The sequence below is a fragment of the Xanthomonas hawaiiensis genome (assembly GCF_031834635.1).
Taxonomy (GTDB): domain Bacteria; phylum Pseudomonadota; class Gammaproteobacteria; order Xanthomonadales; family Xanthomonadaceae; genus Xanthomonas_A; species Xanthomonas_A sacchari.
The window spans coordinates 4,623,298-4,641,151 of the sequence record NZ_CP115873.1 but is presented as its reverse complement, the minus strand read 5'-3'; the positions used below and the strand labels follow the sequence as shown (position 1 = coordinate 4,641,151).

Genomic DNA, 17,854 nt, shown 5'->3' with positions numbered 1-17,854 from the left:
TTCAATGCCGGCAACGCAGCCGGTGCCTGCGCCAGTTCCACAGATGCGCAGTGGCCAGGGCCACGCTACCGCTCACCGTCATCGCGGTCTCGCTGGCCTCGTCGGGAATGCCGAAGGCGCCAGCCAACAGACCGAGCAGCCCCAGCGCTGCCAGCGCCCACAGCGGCCAGGGCAGCGCGTCGCGCCGGTGCCCGCGCCACAGCGCCAGTCCCGCCAGCGGCGCGGCGATCGCCACGAACACCACGTGCACCCACTCGGCCTCGGCCCAGACGCCGAACAGCGGCAGCGCCGCGGCCAGCAACGGCAACGCCAGGCAGTGCAGCAGGCACAGCCCGGACAACAGCATCGCCGAGGCATCGAAGAAGGAGGGAGGCAGGGACTTCATGGACGGTCGCTCCAGCACTTTAAGTGTTATATAGTAACATTTCTCGCCCGCCACGACTCCGCGCCGATGCCCGCCATGTCCACGTCCGCCGTTTCCGATTCCCGCCTTCCCGTCACCGTCCTGTCCGGCTTCCTCGGCGCAGGCAAGACCACCCTGCTCAATCGCGTGCTGCACAACCGCGACGGCCGCCGGGTGGCGGTGATCGTCAACGACATGAGCGAGGTCAACATCGACGCGGCGCTGATCCGCGACGGCGGCGCCGCGCTCAGCCGCACCGAAGAGACCCTGGTCGAATTCAGCAACGGCTGCATCTGCTGCACCCTGCGCGACGACCTGCGTCAGGAAGTGCAGCGCCTGGCCGAGAGCGGACGCTACGACTACCTGTTGATCGAATCCACCGGCATCTCCGAACCGATGCCGGTGGCCGCGACCTTCGCCGTGCGCGATGCCGACGGTCGCGGCCTGGCCGACGTCGCGCGCCTGGACACCATGCTCACCGTGGTCGACGGCGTGAGTTTCCTGCGCGACTTCGGCTCGGCCGAGCGCCTGGCCGACCGCGGCCTGCAGGCCGGGGACGACGACGAGCGCGGGCTGGTCAACCTGCTGGTGGAACAGATCGAGTTCGCCGACGTGATCGTCATCAGCAAGGCCGACCTGGCCGATGCGGCCACCCTCGACCGCACCCGCGCCGTGTTGCGCGCGCTCAACCGCGATGCGCGCATCGTCGAGGCCAGCCGTGGCGACGTGCCGCTGGAGCTGGTACTGGACACCGGCCGCTTCGACTTCGTGCGCGCGCAGCTGGCGCCGGGCTGGATGCAGGCGCTGCGCGGCGAGCACGCGCCGGAGACCGAGCAGTTCGGCATCGAAAGCTTCGTCTATCGCGCGCGCCGGCCGTTCCATCCGCTGCGCTTCGCGCGACTGGCGCAGCGCGGCCTGCGCGACGTGATCCGCAGCAAGGGTTTTTTCTGGCTGGCCAGCCGCATGGACTGGGTCGGCGAACTGTCCATCGTCGGCGCGGCCACCCAGACCCAGGCCGCCGGCTTCTGGTACGCGGCGCGCGAGCGCGTGGACCGCGGCCTGCTGGACACGCCGCTGGCGCTGCCGCCATCGCCGCTGCCGTACACCGAGCTCGGCTGGCAGCGCCAGCAGACCGCGTGCTGGAACGCGCCGCCGCCGCAGGCCGAGGAGGTCGGCGATGCGCGCGAGTACGCGGCGCTGCGGGCGATGTGGCATCCGCTGTGGGGCGACCGCCGCCAGGAACTGGCGGTGATCGGCGTCGGCCTGGACGAAGCGCGGGTGCGTGCCGAACTCGATGCCTGCCTGCTCGACGACGCCGAGCTGCGGCAGGGGCCGGTGGCGTGGCAGGGCTTGGAGGATCCGTTTCCGGTGTGGAGGCGCTGAAGGGCGGGAATGGGGAATCGGGAGTGGGGAATCGTAAGAGCGGGGTGCGGGCGCTGAGGGTTCGTTGCCTGCGCCAGGGCGACCACCGTGATCCCGGTGCCGTTGCCCGATTTGTGGCTGTCCGTCTCCAGCCTGGATGCGCTGACGCGGGTGGGATGCGGACGTCGCGCGTCGATGCGCGGGTGCGCGGTGGGCTAGCCGCGCGTGCCAATCGCGATCAGGATGATCGCCGGCACCGCCAGCAGCAGGCCCAGGCGGTTCCAGCGGGTGGTGCGTTCGCCGAACACGGCGATGCCGAGCAGGGTGCCCAGGCCGATCACGCCCAGGTTCATCGCCGCGAACACGCTGGCGGGGCTGTCGGGCAGGGCCTGGTGCGCGCGCACGTAGAACAGGATGTTGCCGAAGTTGAGCACGCCCAGCAGCAGGCCGGCGCCGAGGTTGCGCCAGGCCAGCGCGGCGGTGCCGCGCAGGTGGCGCCACAGCTGCACGCCCAGCAGCAGCACGAAGGCCAGCGCGAAGGCGACCAGCAGCGAGGCGGCGAACGGGGTGCCGGCCTGGGCGATGCGCTTGAGCAGCACGTCGATCGCGGCGAAGCCGACCCACACCAGCAGCAGCCACGGCGCGGTGCCTGCGGCGCGGCGCGACGTCGGGTCCGCCCGCTGCACGATGCCGGCGATCGCCAGCAGGCCCAGCGCCAGGCCGGCCAGCTTGGCGCCGTTGGTGCGTTCGCCGAACCACAGGAAGGCCGCCGCCAGCGACAGCAGCAGCGACAGCCGCTGTGCCGCGTCGGTACGCACGATGCCGGCGCTGGCCACCGCGCGCCCCAGCACCAGGAACAGGCTCGGCAGCAGCACGCCCAGGGCCAGCAGTGACGCCCACGGCGTGCGCGCATCGTCCAGCGCGGCCAGCGGCGGATGCAGCAGGGCGGCACACAGCAGCAGCGCCGCCAGGTAGTTCCAGGTCACCGCCTGGGCCAGGTCGATGCGCCGTTGCGGCGCCAGCTTCAGCAGCGCCGAGACCAGCACGCTGCACACCACACTCAGCAGGACGAACGCCACGCACAGGATCCGGATCGGGAGGAAAAAGAACGCTGCGTGCACCGCATCGGCATGTGGCCGCGACCCAGCCCCGGTATTATGACCGCATGACCTCTCCCGCTTTCCCCACCGCTTCCGGCGCACTGACCCTGCAAGGCCCCGCCGGCCCGATCGAGGCCGCGGTCGATCTGCCCGAGGCCGACGTCGCCGTGCTGCCGGTCACCGCCATCGTCTGCCATCCGCTGTCCACCGAGGGCGGCAGCATGCACAACAAGGTGGTGACCATGGTCGCGCGCGCGCTGCGCGAGTTGGGCGTGCACGTGGTGCGCTTCAACTTCCGCAGCGTGGGCGCGTCCGCCGGTAGCTTCGACCACGGCGAGGGCGAGCAGCAGGACTTGGCCGCGGTGGCCGCCTGGGTGCGCGATCAGCGTCCGCACGACGCGCTGTGGCTGGCCGGTTTCAGCTTCGGCGCCTACGTCTCGCTGCGCGCCAGCGCCGCGCTGCAGCCGCAGGTGCTGATCTCGATCGCGCCGCCGGCCGGGCGCTGGGATTTTTCCGGCATGGCGCCGCCGCCGCAGTGGCTGGTGATCCAGGGCGAGGCCGACGAGATCGTCGATCCGCAGGCCGTGTACGACTGGCTGGACACGCTGGAGGCGCAACCGCAACTGGTACGCATGCCCGACACCAGCCACTTCTTCCATCGCAAGCTGATCGACCTGCGCGGCGCCCTGCAGCACGCGGTCAAGGCCTGGCTGCCGGCGGCGCAGGCGTGAGCGCGGCGGCATTGCCGTCGCAGCGCTACGCCGAGGGCGTGGCGCGCGGCGACTGGCGCGACGATCCGGCCCAGCATGCGGCGCTGGCCGAACTGGACCGCATCCACGTCGCGATCGTCGATGGCGACCAGGAGGGCTGGCTGGACCGCCTGTCGGCGTTTTGGAAGAAGCCCGAGCCGGTGCGCGGGCTGTATTTCTGGGGTGGGGTCGGCCGCGGCAAGACCTTCCTGGTCGATCTGTTCTACGACGGCCTGCCGATCGCGCGGAAGTACCGCACGCATTTCCATCGCTTCATGCGCGGCGTGCACGAGCGCCTGCGCGAACACGCCGGGCAGAGCGATCCGCTGGCGAAGATCGCGCAGGAGTGGCGCAGCCGGTTGCGCGTGCTGGTGCTGGACGAGTTCTTCGTCACCGACATCGGCGATGCGATGCTGCTGTCGCGCCTGCTCGAGCGCCTGTTCGCCGAGGGCGTGACCCTGGTCACCACCTCCAACACCGCGCCGCAGAACCTGTATCTCAACGGCCTGCAGCGCGAGAGCTTCCTGCCGGCGATCGGCTTGCTGCAGACCTATTGCGTGGAGCTGTACGCCGAGGGCACCGAGGACTACCGCATGCGCGCGCTGACCCGCTCGCCGGTGTACCGCGCGCCGCTGGCCGAGGACAGCGACGCCTGGCTGGGCGAGCGCTGGAGCGCGCTGACCGGCAATGCCGAGGCGCGCCGCGGCAACATCGAACTGGAAGGGCGCAAGATCCCGGTGCGCGCGCGCGGCAAGAGCATCGTCTGGTTCGATTTCGTCGCCTTGTGCGAAGGTCCGCGCGGTCCCAGCGACTACATCGAGATCGCGCACGAGTTCACCACCGTGTTGCTCGGCGGCATCCCGCACTTCGACCGCATGAACGAGGATGCGGCGCGGCGCTTCGTCAACCTGATCGACGAGCTGTACGACCGCCACGTCAACCTGGTCTGCACCGCGCAGGATCCGCCGCCATTGCTGTACACCGGCGAGCGCCTGGCCGGTGCGTTCGAGCGCACCGCCTCGCGGCTGATCGAGATGCAGAGCGCCGAGTACCTGGCGGCGGCGCACCGGGTCTGAGCGCGGTCGCGACGTCCGCGGCGCGGGCTCAGCGCACCGCCCCGGGCGCACACAGCCCGGCGACGAAGCGCGGCATCAGGCCCGCACCGGCGATCTCTTCCAGATAGGCGGCTGCCGGGCAACTGGCGCCGCCTTCGCTGTGCGCGCAGCGGGCCGGCGCGGACGCGCCGTCCTGCGGCAACTGCCGATCCATGGCCTGGCGCTGCGCCGCCGACAATCCATCGCGAAAGGTCTCCTCGGCATCGAGCAGATCGGCCGGGGTGAGCCGGTCGGTCGCCACGCCGGGGCACTGGCGACGGGTTTCGCGGGCCAGCGCGTCGGCACCAACACCAACCAGCACCGGGCCATCGGGCAGGGTGTTGGGCACGGTCTTGGGCACCACAGGGGCAGCGCCGAGCGCGGCCAGCAGCAGGAACGATGCGCGCATGCGGAAGCTCCTCGAGGTGCGCGCAGCATAGTCCTGCGCCGCTGGCAGCACGAGGGGAAGGCGGCGCCCGCTTCAGCGAGGGGTCGTCCGAAAATATCGCTTGCGATTAAATCGCGAGCTATGTAATGTAGTGCCCATGGACCGCACCTCTGCCCCCGACGCCACCGCCCTGCTGAAGCTGGATACCCAGCTGTGCTTCGCGCTGTACTCGGCCAACCTGGCCATGCACAAGCTCTACCGCGGGCTGCTGCGCGACCTCGGCCTGACCTATCCGCAGTACCTGGTGATGCTGGTGCTGTGGGAGCAGGACCAGCGCAGCGTCTCGGACATCGGCGAGAAGCTGTTCCTGGATTCGGCCACGCTGACCCCGCTGCTCAAGCGCCTGGAGGCGGTCGGCCTGCTGACCCGCAGCCGCGCCGCCGACGACGAGCGCCGCGTGCTGATCGCGCTGACCGCCGACGGCCAGGCGCTGCGCGCACGCGCGCTGGCGGTGCCGGAAGGGGTGCTGTGCGCGGTCGCCTGCGACCTGCAGCAACTGACCCGGCTCAAGCACGACCTGGAAGAGGTCCGCGGCAAGCTGCAGGCCGCAGCCTGACCGATTTCCGTCCCGATCGCGTATTTCCCTCTACCCCATGGCGCCGCGGCGCCGCCTTCCAAGGAGAACCACCATGGCTTCACCGACCACCATCGTCTACACCGCCACTGCCACCGCCACCGGGGGCCGCGATGGCCGTGCCGCCACCCCGGACAAGGCGCTGGACGTCAAGCTGTCGACCCCGCGCGAGCTGGGCGGCGCCGGCGGCGACGGCACCAACCCGGAGCAGCTGTTCGCGGCCGGCTACTCGGCCTGCTTCATCGGCGCGCTGAAGTTCGTCGCCGGGCAGGAGAAGGTGAAGCTGCCGGCCGAGCCGAGCATCGAAGGCCACGTCGGCATCGGCCAGATCCCGGGCGGCTTCGGCATCGCCGTGGAACTGCGCATCGCGGTGCCGGGCCTGGAGCGTGCGACGCTGGAATCGCTGGTGGAGAAGGCGCACCAGGTGTGCCCGTACTCCAACGCCACCCGCGGCAACATCGACGTCAAGCTGGTCGTGCTCGACTGAGCAGTGGGATGTCCGGGCCGGCGCCTGCGCCGGCCCATGACGACACGCGAACGGGCGGCCAGTGGCCGCCCGTTCGCGTTGCGGGCGGCTGCGCGTGCTGCCGTGCACATTGAGGCCGCCCTGCGGCGATGCAATAGTGTGCGCTTCGTCAAATCGGGCGCGCCATGCTCAGTTCCGCCTACAACGCCGAGACCGTCGCCGCCTTTCTGCAGGGCGCGCGCCGTCTGCTGGTGCTGACCGGTGCCGGCATGTCCGCCGAGAGCGGGGTGCCGACCTTCCGAGGCCAGGACGACAGCCTGTGGTCGCGCTTCGATCCGGAGCAACTGGCCACCGAGGACGCCTGGCGTGCCGACCCCGCCCTGGTCTGGGGCTGGTACCGCTGGCGCATGGCGATCGTGGCGCAGGCCCAGCCGCACGCCGGGCATCTGGCGCTGGCGCGTCTGGCCGAGGTCCGCCACACCACCCTGGTGACCCAGAACGTGGACGACCTGCACCAGCGCGCCGGCAGCGAGGTCGCCGCACATGTGCATGGCCGCCTGTCGGCGCTGCGCTGCGCCGACTGCGGCCAGCCCTGGCGCGGCCTGCTGCCGCCGATCGACGTGCACACGCCCAGCCAGCGCCTGGCGCCGCCGGCCTGCGCGGCCTGCGGCGGCACGGTGCGCCCGGGCGTGGTGTGGTTCGGCGAGGCGTTGCCGGCGGCGGAGTGGTCACGCGCGCAGACCGCGGCCGACAACGCCGACCTGGTGCTGGTGATCGGCAGTTCCGGCCTGGTCTATCCGGCGGCCAGCCTGCCGCTGCAGGCCAAGGAGCGCGGCGCCTGCGTGGTCGAGATCAATCCCGAACCCAGCGCGCTGTCGGCGCGCGCCGACCTGCACTGGCGCGACAGCGCCGCAGTGGCGCTGCCGTTGCTGCTGCAGCACTGCCTGGTGGCCTGAGCGCGTTGCCGGCGGCAGGAACCACGCGCGGCGCTCAGCGCAACGTGTGCAGGAACGCGTCCACCGCCGCGGTGTAGGCCGAGGGCAGGCCCAGGTCGCGGTTGATCTCGGCGTGGCTGGCATCCTGCGGCAGCACCTCGACGCGGATGCCGCGGCCGTTGGCCTTGGCGGCCAGGTGGCGCGCCTGCGCGCAGGCATCGGCGCGGCGGCTGGAGCACACTGCCAGCAGCGGCGGCGCGCTCGCGCCCATGACGTGGTACGGCGAGGCGGCGATCCAGTCGCCATGGTCGCTGCCGAACGCGCGGTCGTACAGCGGCAGATGCCGTTGCTGCATCACCTGCTCCACCTCCATCGCCGCACTGTCCAGCGCCACCGTGCCCAGCGGTCGGCGCGCCCCGGCCTGCGCCAGCAGGTCCGGCGACAGGTCCAGCAGGCTCACCAGGTGCGCGCCGGCCGAGTGGCCCATCAACACCAGCCGTGTCGGATCGGCGCCCCACTGCGGCGCCAGTTGCTGGATCCGCGCGACCGCGCGCGCCACGTCCTGCGCCTGCTGCAGCGGCGTGGCTTGCGGCAGCAGGCGGTAGTTCACCGACACCAGCGCATGGCCCTGCGGCAGCCAGTGCGCGACCTTGTTGGCGGCCACGCCGGGGTTGTCCTTGTCGCCGTCGGCCCAGCCGCCGCCGTGCACCATCACGATCAGCGGGGCCTGGCGCGTGCCGGCCGGCAGGTACACGTCCATGCGCTGCGCCGGGTCCGGGCCGTAGGCGACGTCGCGCAGCACCTGCGCGCCGGCGGGCAGTGGCGCACGCGCGGCGTCGGCGCGATCGCCCTGCAGACGCTGCAGCAGGCGTGCGCGCAGGCGTCCGTCCTGGGCATGGACCGGCGTGGCGGCCAGTCCTGGCAGCAGCAGCGCCAGGGCGAGCAGGCAATGGGCGGGCGAGGGGCGAGTCGGGCGCATGGGCGGATCACTCCTTGAAGGACGGCGAGGGGCGTCGTGGCGCGATCGGCCGCTGCAGGCGCCGGCGCGCGCCGGGTTCATGCCGGGCGCAGATGCAGGATGGCGCACAGGCCGTGTGGGGCGATCGGCTGCAGCAGCAACGCGCCGCGATGCTGGCGTGCGACCCGCTCGACGATCGCCAGGCCCAGTCCGCTGCCGCCATGGCCGCCGTGCACGAACGGCTGCAGTGCGCGCGCCGCCAGCGCCGGGTCCAGGCCGGGGCCGTGGTCGCGCACCTCGATGCGCCAGCCATCGCCGCCGTCGCCGTGCAGGCGCAGCTGGAACGGCGCGGCGCCGTGCCGTTCGGCGTTGCCGATGAGGTTGCCGAGCGCACGCTGCAGCGCCAATGGCCGCCCGTGCAGCGGCGCCTGCGCGGGCAGGACGGCCTCCCAGCCGGGCTGCGCCGCGCCCAGCGCCTGCCGGCAGAGGTCGGCCAGGTCCAGGGCCACGGCGGGTTCGTCGCGGCCGTCGCGGGCGTAGGCGATGAACTGCGCCAGGATCGCGTCGATCTCGCCGATGTCCCGCTCCATGCCCTCGCGCAGTTCCGGCTCCACCTGCGGCAGCAGCGCCAGCGCGTACTGCAGCCGGGTCAGCGGGGTGCGCAGGTCGTGGGAGATGCCGGCCAGCAGCAGCGCACGCTCGGCCGCGGCGTGGCGCACGTCGGCGCTGGCCTCGGTGAGCGCCTGCGCCAGCGCGGCGACTTCGCGCGGGCCGCCGCTGGCGATCGGTGCGGCCTGTTCGCCGCGCACCAGGTGCGGCGCGGCCTGCGCCAGTTGCCGCAGCGGCCGCACCAGGCGCCGCGCGACCAGCGCAGCGGCGAGCCAGACCAGCAGCGTGCAGCCGGCCAGCATCGCCACCGAGAATCGCCGCAGGCCGTGCCCGCGCGGCTGGCTGGAGAACGCGATCCACAGCGGCGTGGGCGTGGCCAACTGCAGCCACAGGGTGCCGTCGGCGTCGCGCCGCAACGCGCGCCCGGGGCCGAGCTGGTCGGCTGCGCGGCGCTGCACGGCGTCGACCAGCGGGCCGGCGGCATTGGCGGTGGGCGGCGCGCTGCGCAGTTGCAGCCCGGCCTCGCGCAACGCCGGCGCCAGCGCTGCGGCGGCCGGCGAGCGCTGCAGCGCCTCGGCGACATTGGCGAAGCCGTGCAGCACGCGCAGTTGCTGCTGCGCTGCCGGCCGCAGTGCCAGTTCGCGGCCGAGCAGCAGTGCCAGCAGGCCGGCGCCGGCCAGCACCAGGGCGATCACCAGCGCCAGTTGCCCGAACAGGCTGCGCGGCCAGCCGCTGGCGCGAGAGGCAGGTGCGCTCACGCTTGCGGCTCCGGCGGCACGTACACATAGCCCACGCCCCACACCGTCTGGATCAGCCGCGGCGTGCGCACGTCGTCTTCCAGCAGCTTGCGCAGCCGCGCGACGATCACGTCGATGCTGCGGCCCAGCGGCTCGTGTTCGCGGCCGTGCGCCAGGCTGGACAGGCGGTCGCGGCTCAGCGGCTGCTGCGGGTGCCGCAGCAGCACCGACAGCACCGCGAACTCGGCGGTGGTCAGCTTCAGCGGTTCGCCGTCGCGACGCAGTTCGCGCCGTCCCAGGTGCAGGCGGAAACGGCCGAAGCCGATCTCGCCGCCGTCCGGCTGCGGCGCGCCGGCACCGCCCGGGCGGGTACGGCGCAGCACCGCGCGGATCCGCGCCAGCAGCTCGCGCGGGTTGACCGGCTTGGGCAGGTAGTCGTCGGCGCCGATCTCCAGGCCGACGATGCGGTCGATCTCATCGCCCTTGGCGGTCAGCATCACGATCGGGGTGGCGTCGCCCTGGCCGCGCAGGCGACGGCAGATCTCCAGGCCGTTCTCGCCGGGCAGCATCAGGTCCAGCACCACCAGATCGTAATGGCCGCGCGCCAGCGCCTGCTGCAGGTGCACGCCGTCGGCCACCGCCTTGACCGCGAAGCCCTGGCTCTCCAGGTAGCGGCACAGCAGGGCGCGCAGGCGGTCGTCGTCGTCGACCAGCAGCAGGCGGGGAGTGGGCGCGGCATCGTGCATGGACATCACTATCGGCTGCGCCGCGGCCTGGCGGCAACGGCGATGGCGGCGCATCTGTAAGCGGATGTTTCCGCCGCGGCTTGCGGCAACATTTGCTGGCCGATGCGGCGCCCCGCGCGCCGGCGCCACGACTACGGTGGTGCCTGGCAGCACGCCCGCTGCCGTCACCGGAGAACGCCATGTCGCTGTCCCCTCGCACCACCTCCTTGCTGCTGGCGCTGGCCGCCAGCGTCCTCGCCGCGCCCGTCGCCCAGGCACGCGAGCACACCCGCACGCGCACCGCCGGCGGCACCGAGGGCACCCGCCACGCCGCCGTGCAGGCCAGCGCCAGCGGCGCCCACGGCAGCGTGCAGCGCGCCCGCCAATGGCAGGCCGACGGCCAGGGCAATGCCAGCGCGAGCAGCGCGGCCACCCGCACGACGGCCGCCGGCGGCAGCGCCACGCGCCAGGGCAGCAGCGAGCGCAACGCCGACGGCAGCGCCAGCCGCCAGGGCAGTGCCAGTGTGCGGCGCGCCGACGGCGCCAGTGCCAGCAGCAGCGGCAGCCTGGCCCGCGCCGCCGACGGCACGCTCAGCGGCAGCCGCCAGAGCAGCGTCGACGGCGCACAGGGCAGTTACCAGGGCAGCACCAGCGTGCAGGACGGCGGTGTCGTCCACACCGGCACCTGCACCGACGCCAGCGGCGCGGTGGTGCCATGCCGGCCATAGGCGAGGCAGCCGTGTCGGGGGCCGTCTGGGGACTCCAACGCCCCTGTCCGCGGCCGGCTTCACGGCCCCGTCACGGCCGCGAACGGTCGCCGCGGCGGGACCGGAATCGGCCGTCGTCGGCAAACCATTGCCAGGCTTAGGTTTTCGTCATTCCACCCATATTTAGCGTTGACGTCGTCGACCGACCACACTATCTTGGGGTGGTCGGTTCCGGCGGCCCCAAGCCGCGGGATCAAAAGGGAAGCCGGTGCGGCGTGCCAACGCCAATTCCGGCGCTGCCCCGCAGCGGTAATTGGGAACGAACCCGTCATCCGCACTGAGGCGCCCGCCTTGGGAAGCGACGGGCTAGGAACCGGCCACGGCCGTTGCCCATCAGCCCGAAGACCTGCCGACAGCCGCGCGAAGCACACCGCGCGGCGCCGACCGCGCGCTCTCCGGGGGGAGAGGGTCGGTGCAGCGTTGACCGCCCGCAGGCCCGGTGCCTGCGCCGTTTGCAGTCTTCGCGACACCGCCTGCCCACCTGCGAACCCGGTCGGACCGCTGCCTGCGAGGGTCGGGCGGCCGCGTGCACCACGCTTGGAGACCTTCATGAGCCAGACCCACAGCCTGCCGGCCACCGCGTCCGTCGACGCCGCCGTCGACCCCACGACCGCTGCCGCCACTGCCCAGCCGGAGCCGACGGCCAGCAGCGAGCCGAGCAACGACCAGCGCGCCGTGACCTGGATCGTCAAGGACGGCGGCAACCGCCGCATGGCCTTCGACCGCTCGCGCCTGCAGCGCACCCTGGACCGGATCCACGCCGAGTTCCCGCAACTGGACGTGAGCGACTACGAGCGCAAGGCCTTCGCCTTCATCGAGAAGAAGGAAAGCCTGTCGGCCGACGACATGGTCGACTACCTGATCCGCGAGGCCGAGTCGCGCGTGGACATCGCCACGCCGGAGTGGGAGTACTTCGCCGCGCGCCTGTACCTGGACCGCCTGTACAAGCGCGCCAGCAAGAACCGTTTCTACGATGCCGGCGAGAAGTACGGCTCCTACGTCGGCCTGCAGGAAAGCCTGGCCGACCGCGGCGTGTACTCGATCGACATCCTCAAGAACTATTCCAAGGACGAACTGGCCGAAGCCGGCCGCATGATCGATCCGGAGCGCGACAAGCTGTTCGCCTACAACGGCCTCTACCTGCTGGCCACGCGCTACCTGGCCACCGACAACTCGCGCAAGGTCTACGAACTGCCGCAGGAGCGCTGGCTGACCATCGCCCTGTACCTGATGCAGGACGAGAAGCCGCGCGAGCGCCGCATGCAGCTGGTCGGCGAGGCCTACTGGGCGCTGTCCAACCTGTACATGACCGTGGCCACGCCGACCCTGGCCAACGCCGGCAAGATCGGCGGGCAGCTGTCGAGCTGTTTCATCGACACCGTCGACGACAGCCTGCAGGGCATCTACGACTCCAACACCGACGTGGCGCGCGTGTCCAAGCACGGCGGCGGCGTCGGCGCCTACCTGGGCTACGTGCGTTCGTCCGGCTCGGCGATCCGCGGGGTCAAGAACTCCAGCGGCGGCGTGGTGCCGTGGATCAAGCAGCTCAACAACACCGCCGTGTCGGTGGACCAGCTCGGCCAGCGCAAGGGCGCCATCGCCGTGTACCTGGACATCTGGCACCGCGACATCGAGGCGTTCCTGGATCTGCGCCTGAACAACGGCGACCAGCGCCTGCGCGCGCACGACGTGTTCACCGCGGTGTGCGTGCCGGACATCTTCATGGAAGCGGTGGAGCGCCGCGGCGAGTGGTACCTGTTCGACCCGCACGAGGTGAAGGAGGTCAAGGGCTGGTACCTGCAGGACTTCTTCGACGAGAAGCGCGGCGAAGGCAGCTTCCGCGCGCGTTACGAGGAAGTGGTGGCCGACGAGCGCATCGGCCGCAAGGTGGTCAAGGCCATCGACATGTTCAAGCGGATCATGGTCAGCCAGCTGGAGACCGGCAACCCGTTCATGTTCTATCGCGACGAAGTCAATCGCATGAACCCGAACAAGCACCAGGGCATGGTCTATTCCAGCAACCTGTGCACCGAGATCCTGCAGAACATGAGCCCGACGCGGGTCATCCAGGAGATGATCAGCGGCGACCAGATCGTCACCACCAAGCAGGCCGGCGACTTCGTCGTGTGCAACCTGTCCTCGGTGAACCTGGGCCGCGCGGTCACCGCGCAGCCGGACCTGCTGTCGCCGGACATCCTGGAGCGGCTGATCCGCGTGCAGGTGCGCATGCTCGACAACGTCATCGACCTCAACGAGCTGCCGGTGCCGCAGGCCACCATCACCAACCAGAAGTACCGCGCGATCGGCCTGGGCACCTTCGGCTGGCACCACCTGCTGGCGCAGAAGGGCATCGACTGGAATTCGCCGGATGCCGAGGCGTACAGCGACTCGCTGTACGAGCGCATCAACTACCTGACCATCCAGGCGAGCCTGGCGCTGGCCAAGGAGAAGGGCGCGTACAAGGTGTTCAAGGGCAGCGACTGGCAGAACGGCGAATACTTCACCAAGCGCGGCTACGACAGCGCCGAGTGGCAGGAACTGGCCGCGCAGGTGAGCGTGCACGGCGTACGCAACGCCTGGATGGTGGCGGTGGCGCCGAACATGAGCACCGCGCAGATCGCCGGCTCCACCGCCTCGATCGACCCGATCTACAGCGCGTTCTACTACGAAGAGAAGAAGGACTTCCGCCGTCCGGTGGTGGCACCGGGGCTGACCGTGGACACCTATCCGTATTACGAGAAGGGCGCCTACAAGGTCGACCAGTTCGCCAGCGTGCGCCAGAACGCGCGCCGCCAGCGCCACGTCGACCAGTCGATCAGCTTCAACTTCTACGTGCCCAGCGGCATCCGCGCCAGCACCCTGCTGGACCTGCACATGACCGCGTGGAAGGAAGGCCTGAAGACCACCTACTACGTGCGTTCCAACGACATCGACATCAGCGAGTGCGAGTGGTGCTCGAGCTGATCGTCGGCGTCTGACGCCCGCACCGCGCGGCAGGCGTGTCCTGCCGCGCGCGTTCCGTATTCCCGCGCCGATCGTCGGCGCCGTTCACCGACTACCGAAGCACATCCATGGCCATCGCGCTCGACCGCATCAAGATCCTCGAACCGCTGCACCCCAACCGCTCCACCGGCATCATCAACGGCACCACCAGCGGCATCCTCAACTGGAACGACATCCCGTACCCGTCCTTCTACCGGGCGTACAAGGAGCTGTCGACCAACTTCTGGATCCCCGACGAAGTGGACATGAAGGGCGATGCCAAGCAGTACGGGGAGCTGTCGGCGCGCGAGAAGAACGCCTACGACTCGATCATCGGCCTGCTGGCCACGCTGGATTCGCCGCAGACGCGCTTCATCTACAACGTCGCCGAATACATCACCGACCCGGCCGCGCACGCCAACGCCGCGATCATCGGCCAGCAGGAAGTGATCCACAACGAGAGCTACTCGTACGTGCTGGCCTCGATCGCCGGTTTGGCCGACCAGAACCGCGTGTTCGAGATCGCGCGCACGCACCCGACCATCATCGCGCGCAACCAGCCGATCATGCAGGCCTACGACGACTTCATGCGCGAGAAGACCGCCGAGACCCTGCTGCGCTCGCTGATCCAGTCCTCGATCCTGGAAGGCATCAACTTCTATTCCGGCTTCGCGTATTTCTACAACCTGGTGCGGCAGAACCGCATGACCGGCACCGGCAAGATCATCAGCTTCATCAATCGCGACGAGTTGGCCCACACCAAGTTCATCAGCGAGCTGATCCGCGCCATCATCGGCGAGAACGCCGAGCTGCAGACCAACGAGCTGACCGACTACGTGCATCAGGCCTTCGAGCACGCGATCCGCCTGGAGACCGAGTGGTCCTCGGAAGTGCTCGACGGTATCGAGGGCATCGACGTGGACGAGATGATCCAGTACGTGAAGTACCGCGCCAACAAGATGTCCGGCATGCTCGGCATCGAGAAGCTGTACAGCGGCGCCAGCGACAACGTGATGCCGTGGATCAAGGCCTACGCCGATAACTTCACCGAGACCAAGACCGACTTCTTCGAAATGCGCAACGCCAGCTACAAGAAGACCAACTCGGACAACGGCTTCGACGATCTGTGAGGGGGGCGGGATTGGGGATTTGGGATTGGGGATTGGCAAAAGCGCGAACCCCGCTCTGACGAATCCCTAATCCCCACTCCCGAATCCCCGCCCATGCGTATCCTGCTCGCCTACGCTTCGCTCAGCGGCAATACCCGCGACGTCGCCCGCCGCGTGCATGCGCAATGCGAGGCGGCCGGGCACGCGGTGACCTGGATCCACACCGATCTGCAGACGCTGCAGGGCGCGCTCGGCGATGCAGGGCGCGCGGCGGACTTCGATCTGCATCTGCTCGGTAGCTGGAGCGACAACGCCGGGCGCACGCCGGCGGAGATGAAGCGCTACATCGCCGAGTTGGTCGAGGCCGCCGGCAAGGCGATCGAGGTGGCGGCGTTCGGCACCGGCGAGACGCAGTGGGGGCTGGAGTACTACTGCGGTGCGGTCAAGCGCATCGCGCGGTTCTTCGACAGCGCCTATCCGTTGCTGGAGATCGAGCAGATGCCGCATGGCGACCGCGACAATGCGGCCATCGACGCGTGGTGCGCGCAGGTGTTCGCGTTGCGTGCGACGCGGGCCCGGCAGCCGGGTGCAGCGCATGTGCTGCCGGTGTCGCAGGACGTGGTCGGCACGGCCGCAACCGATGGCGTCCAGGCCGCGGCGCCGTTGCCTGCCAGCAGCGGCTGATCCTTTTTCCTTTTCCGCCCCGGGCGCCGACCATCGCCGCGCCGGGCGTCACGTTCCAGACGAGGTCCGTTCCATGCTCACCACCATCACCGTTTCCAGTGTCGAACAGTTCGCCGATGCCCTTGCCGCGCACCCGCGCGTGCTGGCCGATTTCAACAAGGACAACTGTCCCGGCTGCCGCATGCTCGACAAGTCGCTGGAGCGTTTCGCCGAGAGCGAAAGCGCGCAGGGCGTGACCCTGCTCAAGGTGAAGATGGAAGACGTGGGCGAGGAGTTCTTCCGCGCGCAGGGCCTGCGGCAGACGCCGACGCTGATGCTGTTCCGCCAGGGCGAGGAAGTGGCGCGGGTGCCGGGTTTCGTGCCGCCGGCCAAGATCGATGAAGCGGTGCGCACGCACCTGGGCTGAGTGCACTCGCTGTTCTCGTAGGAGCGGCTTCAGCCGCGACGGGCTTCACCGATAGAGCCTATCGCTGCTAAAGCCGACTCTCGCTGTTGTGCTCTTCTGGCGAATAAATCTCAAACAGCAACAGCAACAGCAACAGCAAAGCTTTCGCCCTTGCGGGCGAGTTACTTTTCTTTGCTCGCGCAAAGAAAAGGTAACCAAAAGAAAGCGCGCCCTGCCTTCGCGCCCTCCGCGCTGCGCGCTCCGGGTCCGCGTCCATCGCGGGGATCCGCGGAAGGGGCATCCTGCCCCTGCCGCGGACGGCGTACATCCATGTACGCCGCCCTTCGGGTGTTTCCCCGCGATGGCCGCCGCTTCGGAAGGGAACCCGGTAAGTCAAAAGCCGGAGCACAGCAACAACAAAAGCGACAGCAACAGCAACAGCAACAGCAACAGCAACAGCAACGGCCGAAGCGACTGCCGCTGCAGAGCACGCCCGCGTCATTGCAGCGTCCGCCAGTGAATGCGTTGCGTGTGGTGGCGCACGGTGCTTGTCGATCATGGTGGACGCGCAACGATGCGCTTTTCCGCAGCAGCGGCAGGCGGGGTTCGCGCGTGGCGGAACGACTCTTACCGAGTCTTGCGATACGTCGGCTGGGTGCACTGTGGGAGGGACTTCAGTCCCGACGCCTTACACGGTTGGGTACCCGCATGCGCCGTTCGTCGCGGCTGCATGACAGTTGAGTCCTACATGCGCGCTAGAAGCTCGCATCGATGCCTTGCTCCGCCCCTACCCACGCCTGCCCGCCGCATGCCCCTGCGCCAACTGCCACAGATGCCGCACGATCGGCATCGCCTGTGCGGTGGCCGGCAGTGCGGCCAGCGCCAGCCGCGCCATCGGCACGCGGCCGTCGATGTCCAGGTAGCGCACGCCGGGCAACTGCACCTGTGCGGTGGAGGCGGGGACCACCGACACGCCCAGTTCGGCGGCCACCAGGTTGACGATGGAGGACATCTGCGGCGCTTCCTGTTCGATCTTCAGTTCGAAGCCGGCCTGGCGGCAGGCATCGAGGATCTCGTCGTACAGGCTGGTGCCGAAGCTGCGCGGGAACAGGATGAAGGGTTCGCCGGCCAGCGCCGACAGCGGCGCGCGGCGGCGCTTGGCCAGGCGGTGGGCGGCCGGCACGGCGATCTTCATCGGCTCGTCGGGCAGCTTGAGCAACTGCAGTTCCGAGGGCGTGGCCACGCTGTAGCGAATGAAGGCCGCATCCAGCCGCCCCTGCAGCAGCGCGGCGAGCAGGCCGGCGGTGTTGGTCTCTTCCAGCGCCAGCGTCACCGCCGGCCAGCCGCGGCGGAAGCCGCGCACCAATGTCGGCACGATCGGGTTGAACGCGGCCGAGGCGGTGAAGCCGAGCCGCAGCACGCCGCTCTCGCCGCGTGCGGCGCGGCGCGCGGCATCGCCGGCGCGCTCCAGGTCGGCGAGGACGCGCCGGGCCTCGGTGCGGAAGGCGCGGCCGGCATCGGTGAGCTCGGCGCCGCGGGGGGTGCGCACGAACAGCGGCGTGCCCAGTTCCTCCTCCAGCGCGCGGATCTGCTGGCTCAGCGGCGGTTGCTGGATGCCCAGTTGCGCGGCGGCGCGGGTGAAGTGCCCGGCCTCGGCCACGGCCAGGAAGTAGCGCAGGTGGCGCAGTTCCATGTCATATCCAGAACATATGGAGAACCGGCCGATCATATATTGGACGCCGGTGCCTGGCAGGCGAATACTGGCCC

Annotated in this window: 18 protein-coding genes and 1 riboswitch; of the genes, 11 read left to right on the top strand and 7 right to left on the bottom strand. The window is 70.2% G+C overall.

Annotated elements, in window-relative coordinates:
• Position 1 precedes the first annotated feature (1 nt).
• Entirely contained in the window at positions 2–385 is a 384-nt protein-coding gene (locus PG878_RS19865) for a MerC domain-containing protein (RefSeq protein ID WP_209030149.1), read from the bottom strand.
• A gap of 75 nt (positions 386–460) precedes the next feature.
• On the opposite strand from PG878_RS19865, the gene PG878_RS19860 reads away from it, so the two are divergent.
• Entirely contained in the window at positions 461–1,786 is a 1,326-nt protein-coding gene (locus tag PG878_RS19860) for a GTP-binding protein (RefSeq protein WP_209030150.1), read from the top strand.
• Between the two features lie 194 nt (positions 1,787–1,980).
• Here the strand turns inward: PG878_RS19860 and PG878_RS19855 are convergent, their stop codons facing one another.
• Positions 1,981–2,844: an EamA family transporter gene (locus tag PG878_RS19855; RefSeq protein ID WP_209030151.1), complete on the bottom strand. Its 864-nt coding sequence runs from the start codon at positions 2,842–2,844 to the stop codon at positions 1,981–1,983.
• Between the two features lie 86 nt (positions 2,845–2,930).
• Between PG878_RS19855 and PG878_RS19850 the strand changes: the two genes are divergently transcribed.
• On the top strand, positions 2,931–3,596 hold the full coding sequence (locus PG878_RS19850) for an alpha/beta hydrolase (protein WP_209030152.1): 666 nt from the start codon (positions 2,931–2,933) through the stop codon (positions 3,594–3,596).
• Entirely contained in the window at positions 3,593–4,690 is a 1,098-nt protein-coding gene (gene zapE, locus PG878_RS19845) for a cell division protein ZapE (protein ID WP_209030153.1), read from the top strand. The genes PG878_RS19850 and zapE overlap by 4 nt, the downstream gene beginning before the upstream one ends.
• A gap of 28 nt (positions 4,691–4,718) precedes the next feature.
• Here zapE and PG878_RS19840 read toward each other — a convergent pair whose 3' ends face one another.
• The gene (locus PG878_RS19840; protein WP_209030154.1) at positions 4,719–5,117 is read right to left on the bottom strand and encodes a hypothetical protein; all 399 of its coding nucleotides are present in this window, start codon (positions 5,115–5,117) and stop codon (positions 4,719–4,721) included.
• A gap of 136 nt (positions 5,118–5,253) precedes the next feature.
• On the opposite strand from PG878_RS19840, the gene PG878_RS19835 reads away from it, so the two are divergent.
• The 3 genes from PG878_RS19835 (at position 5,254) to PG878_RS19825 (ending at position 7,152) form a co-directional block, all read left to right on the top strand.
• A complete protein-coding gene (locus PG878_RS19835; protein ID WP_209030155.1) occupies positions 5,254–5,712 on the top strand; it encodes a MarR family winged helix-turn-helix transcriptional regulator in 459 nt (152 codons plus the stop codon).
• Positions 5,713–5,785: 73 nt separating this feature from the next.
• Entirely contained in the window at positions 5,786–6,217 is a 432-nt protein-coding gene (locus PG878_RS19830) for an organic hydroperoxide resistance protein (RefSeq protein ID WP_019800967.1), read from the top strand.
• A 164-nt stretch (positions 6,218–6,381) separates the two neighbouring features.
• Entirely contained in the window at positions 6,382–7,152 is a 771-nt protein-coding gene (locus PG878_RS19825; protein WP_209030156.1) for an SIR2 family NAD-dependent protein deacylase, read from the top strand.
• 34 nt (positions 7,153–7,186) lie between these two features.
• On the opposite strand, the gene PG878_RS19820 is transcribed toward PG878_RS19825, so the two are convergent.
• The 3 genes from PG878_RS19820 to ompR all read right to left on the bottom strand — a co-directional run bounded on the left by PG878_RS19820 (position 7,187) and on the right by ompR (position 10,187).
• A complete protein-coding gene (locus PG878_RS19820; RefSeq protein WP_209030157.1) occupies positions 7,187–8,110 on the bottom strand; it encodes an alpha/beta hydrolase in 924 nt (307 codons plus the stop codon).
• A 77-nt stretch (positions 8,111–8,187) separates the two neighbouring features.
• Positions 8,188–9,456, bottom strand: a complete 1,269-nt coding sequence (locus PG878_RS19815) for an ATP-binding protein (protein WP_209030158.1) — start codon at positions 9,454–9,456, stop codon at positions 8,188–8,190.
• Positions 9,453–10,187, bottom strand: coding sequence for an osmolarity response regulator transcription factor OmpR (gene ompR, locus PG878_RS19810; protein WP_280515115.1), 735 nt, complete (start codon positions 10,185–10,187; stop codon positions 9,453–9,455). Before ompR ends, PG878_RS19815 begins: the two co-directional genes overlap by 4 nt.
• 173 nt (positions 10,188–10,360) lie before the next feature.
• On the opposite strand from ompR, the gene PG878_RS19805 reads away from it, so the two are divergent.
• The 5 genes from PG878_RS19805 to PG878_RS19785 all read left to right on the top strand — a co-directional run bounded on the left by PG878_RS19805 (position 10,361) and on the right by PG878_RS19785 (position 16,108).
• On the top strand, positions 10,361–10,888 hold the full coding sequence (locus PG878_RS19805; RefSeq protein ID WP_244672495.1) for a hypothetical protein: 528 nt from the start codon (positions 10,361–10,363) through the stop codon (positions 10,886–10,888).
• A gap of 188 nt (positions 10,889–11,076) precedes the next feature.
• Positions 11,077–11,295: riboswitch (cobalamin riboswitch) on the top strand.
• 181 nt (positions 11,296–11,476) lie between these two features.
• Positions 11,477–13,891 carry a ribonucleoside-diphosphate reductase subunit alpha gene (locus PG878_RS19800; RefSeq protein WP_017908331.1) on the top strand — a complete coding sequence of 805 codons (2,415 nt, stop codon included), beginning with the start codon at positions 11,477–11,479 and terminating at the stop codon, positions 13,889–13,891.
• Between the two features lie 107 nt (positions 13,892–13,998).
• Positions 13,999–15,039, top strand: a complete 1,041-nt coding sequence (locus PG878_RS19795; RefSeq protein WP_010340146.1) for a ribonucleotide-diphosphate reductase subunit beta — start codon at positions 13,999–14,001, stop codon at positions 15,037–15,039.
• Positions 15,040–15,132: 93 nt separating this feature from the next.
• Positions 15,133–15,702 carry a flavodoxin gene (locus tag PG878_RS19790; protein ID WP_209030159.1) on the top strand — a complete coding sequence of 190 codons (570 nt, stop codon included), beginning with the start codon at positions 15,133–15,135 and terminating at the stop codon, positions 15,700–15,702.
• A gap of 73 nt (positions 15,703–15,775) precedes the next feature.
• The gene (locus PG878_RS19785) at positions 15,776–16,108 is read left to right on the top strand and encodes a thioredoxin family protein (RefSeq protein ID WP_209030160.1); all 333 of its coding nucleotides are present in this window, start codon (positions 15,776–15,778) and stop codon (positions 16,106–16,108) included.
• Between the two features lie 766 nt (positions 16,109–16,874).
• Here PG878_RS19785 and PG878_RS19780 read toward each other — a convergent pair.
• Positions 16,875–17,780, bottom strand: a complete 906-nt coding sequence (locus PG878_RS19780) for a LysR family transcriptional regulator (RefSeq protein WP_152236671.1) — start codon at positions 17,778–17,780, stop codon at positions 16,875–16,877.
• Positions 17,781–17,854 lie beyond the last annotated feature (74 nt).

Excerpts from the sequence above, each read along its gene's own strand:
- ompR (WP_280515115.1), bottom strand. The coding sequence starts at position 10,187 with ATGTCCATGCACGATGCCGCGCCCACTCCCCGCCTGCTGCTGGTCGAC.
- PG878_RS19850 (WP_209030152.1), top strand. The coding sequence starts at position 2,931 with ATGACCTCTCCCGCTTTCCCCACCGCTTCCGGCGCACTGACCCTGCAA.
- PG878_RS19795 (WP_010340146.1), top strand. The coding sequence starts at position 13,999 with ATGGCCATCGCGCTCGACCGCATCAAGATCCTCGAACCGCTGCACCCC.
- PG878_RS19780 (WP_152236671.1), bottom strand. The coding sequence starts at position 17,780 with ATGGAACTGCGCCACCTGCGCTACTTCCTGGCCGTGGCCGAGGCCGGG.
- PG878_RS19800 (WP_017908331.1), top strand. The coding sequence starts at position 11,477 with ATGAGCCAGACCCACAGCCTGCCGGCCACCGCGTCCGTCGACGCCGCC.
- PG878_RS19785 (WP_209030160.1), top strand. The coding sequence starts at position 15,776 with ATGCTCACCACCATCACCGTTTCCAGTGTCGAACAGTTCGCCGATGCC.
- PG878_RS19860 (WP_209030150.1), top strand. The coding sequence starts at position 461 with ATGTCCACGTCCGCCGTTTCCGATTCCCGCCTTCCCGTCACCGTCCTG.
- PG878_RS19835 (WP_209030155.1), top strand. The coding sequence starts at position 5,254 with ATGGACCGCACCTCTGCCCCCGACGCCACCGCCCTGCTGAAGCTGGAT.
- PG878_RS19825 (WP_209030156.1), top strand. The coding sequence starts at position 6,382 with ATGCTCAGTTCCGCCTACAACGCCGAGACCGTCGCCGCCTTTCTGCAG.
- PG878_RS19805 (WP_244672495.1), top strand. The coding sequence starts at position 10,361 with ATGTCGCTGTCCCCTCGCACCACCTCCTTGCTGCTGGCGCTGGCCGCC.
- PG878_RS19820 (WP_209030157.1), bottom strand. The coding sequence starts at position 8,110 with ATGCGCCCGACTCGCCCCTCGCCCGCCCATTGCCTGCTCGCCCTGGCG.
- PG878_RS19840 (WP_209030154.1), bottom strand. The coding sequence starts at position 5,117 with ATGCGCGCATCGTTCCTGCTGCTGGCCGCGCTCGGCGCTGCCCCTGTG.
- PG878_RS19830 (WP_019800967.1), top strand. The coding sequence starts at position 5,786 with ATGGCTTCACCGACCACCATCGTCTACACCGCCACTGCCACCGCCACC.
- PG878_RS19790 (WP_209030159.1), top strand. The coding sequence starts at position 15,133 with ATGCGTATCCTGCTCGCCTACGCTTCGCTCAGCGGCAATACCCGCGAC.
- PG878_RS19865 (WP_209030149.1), bottom strand. The coding sequence starts at position 385 with ATGAAGTCCCTGCCTCCCTCCTTCTTCGATGCCTCGGCGATGCTGTTG.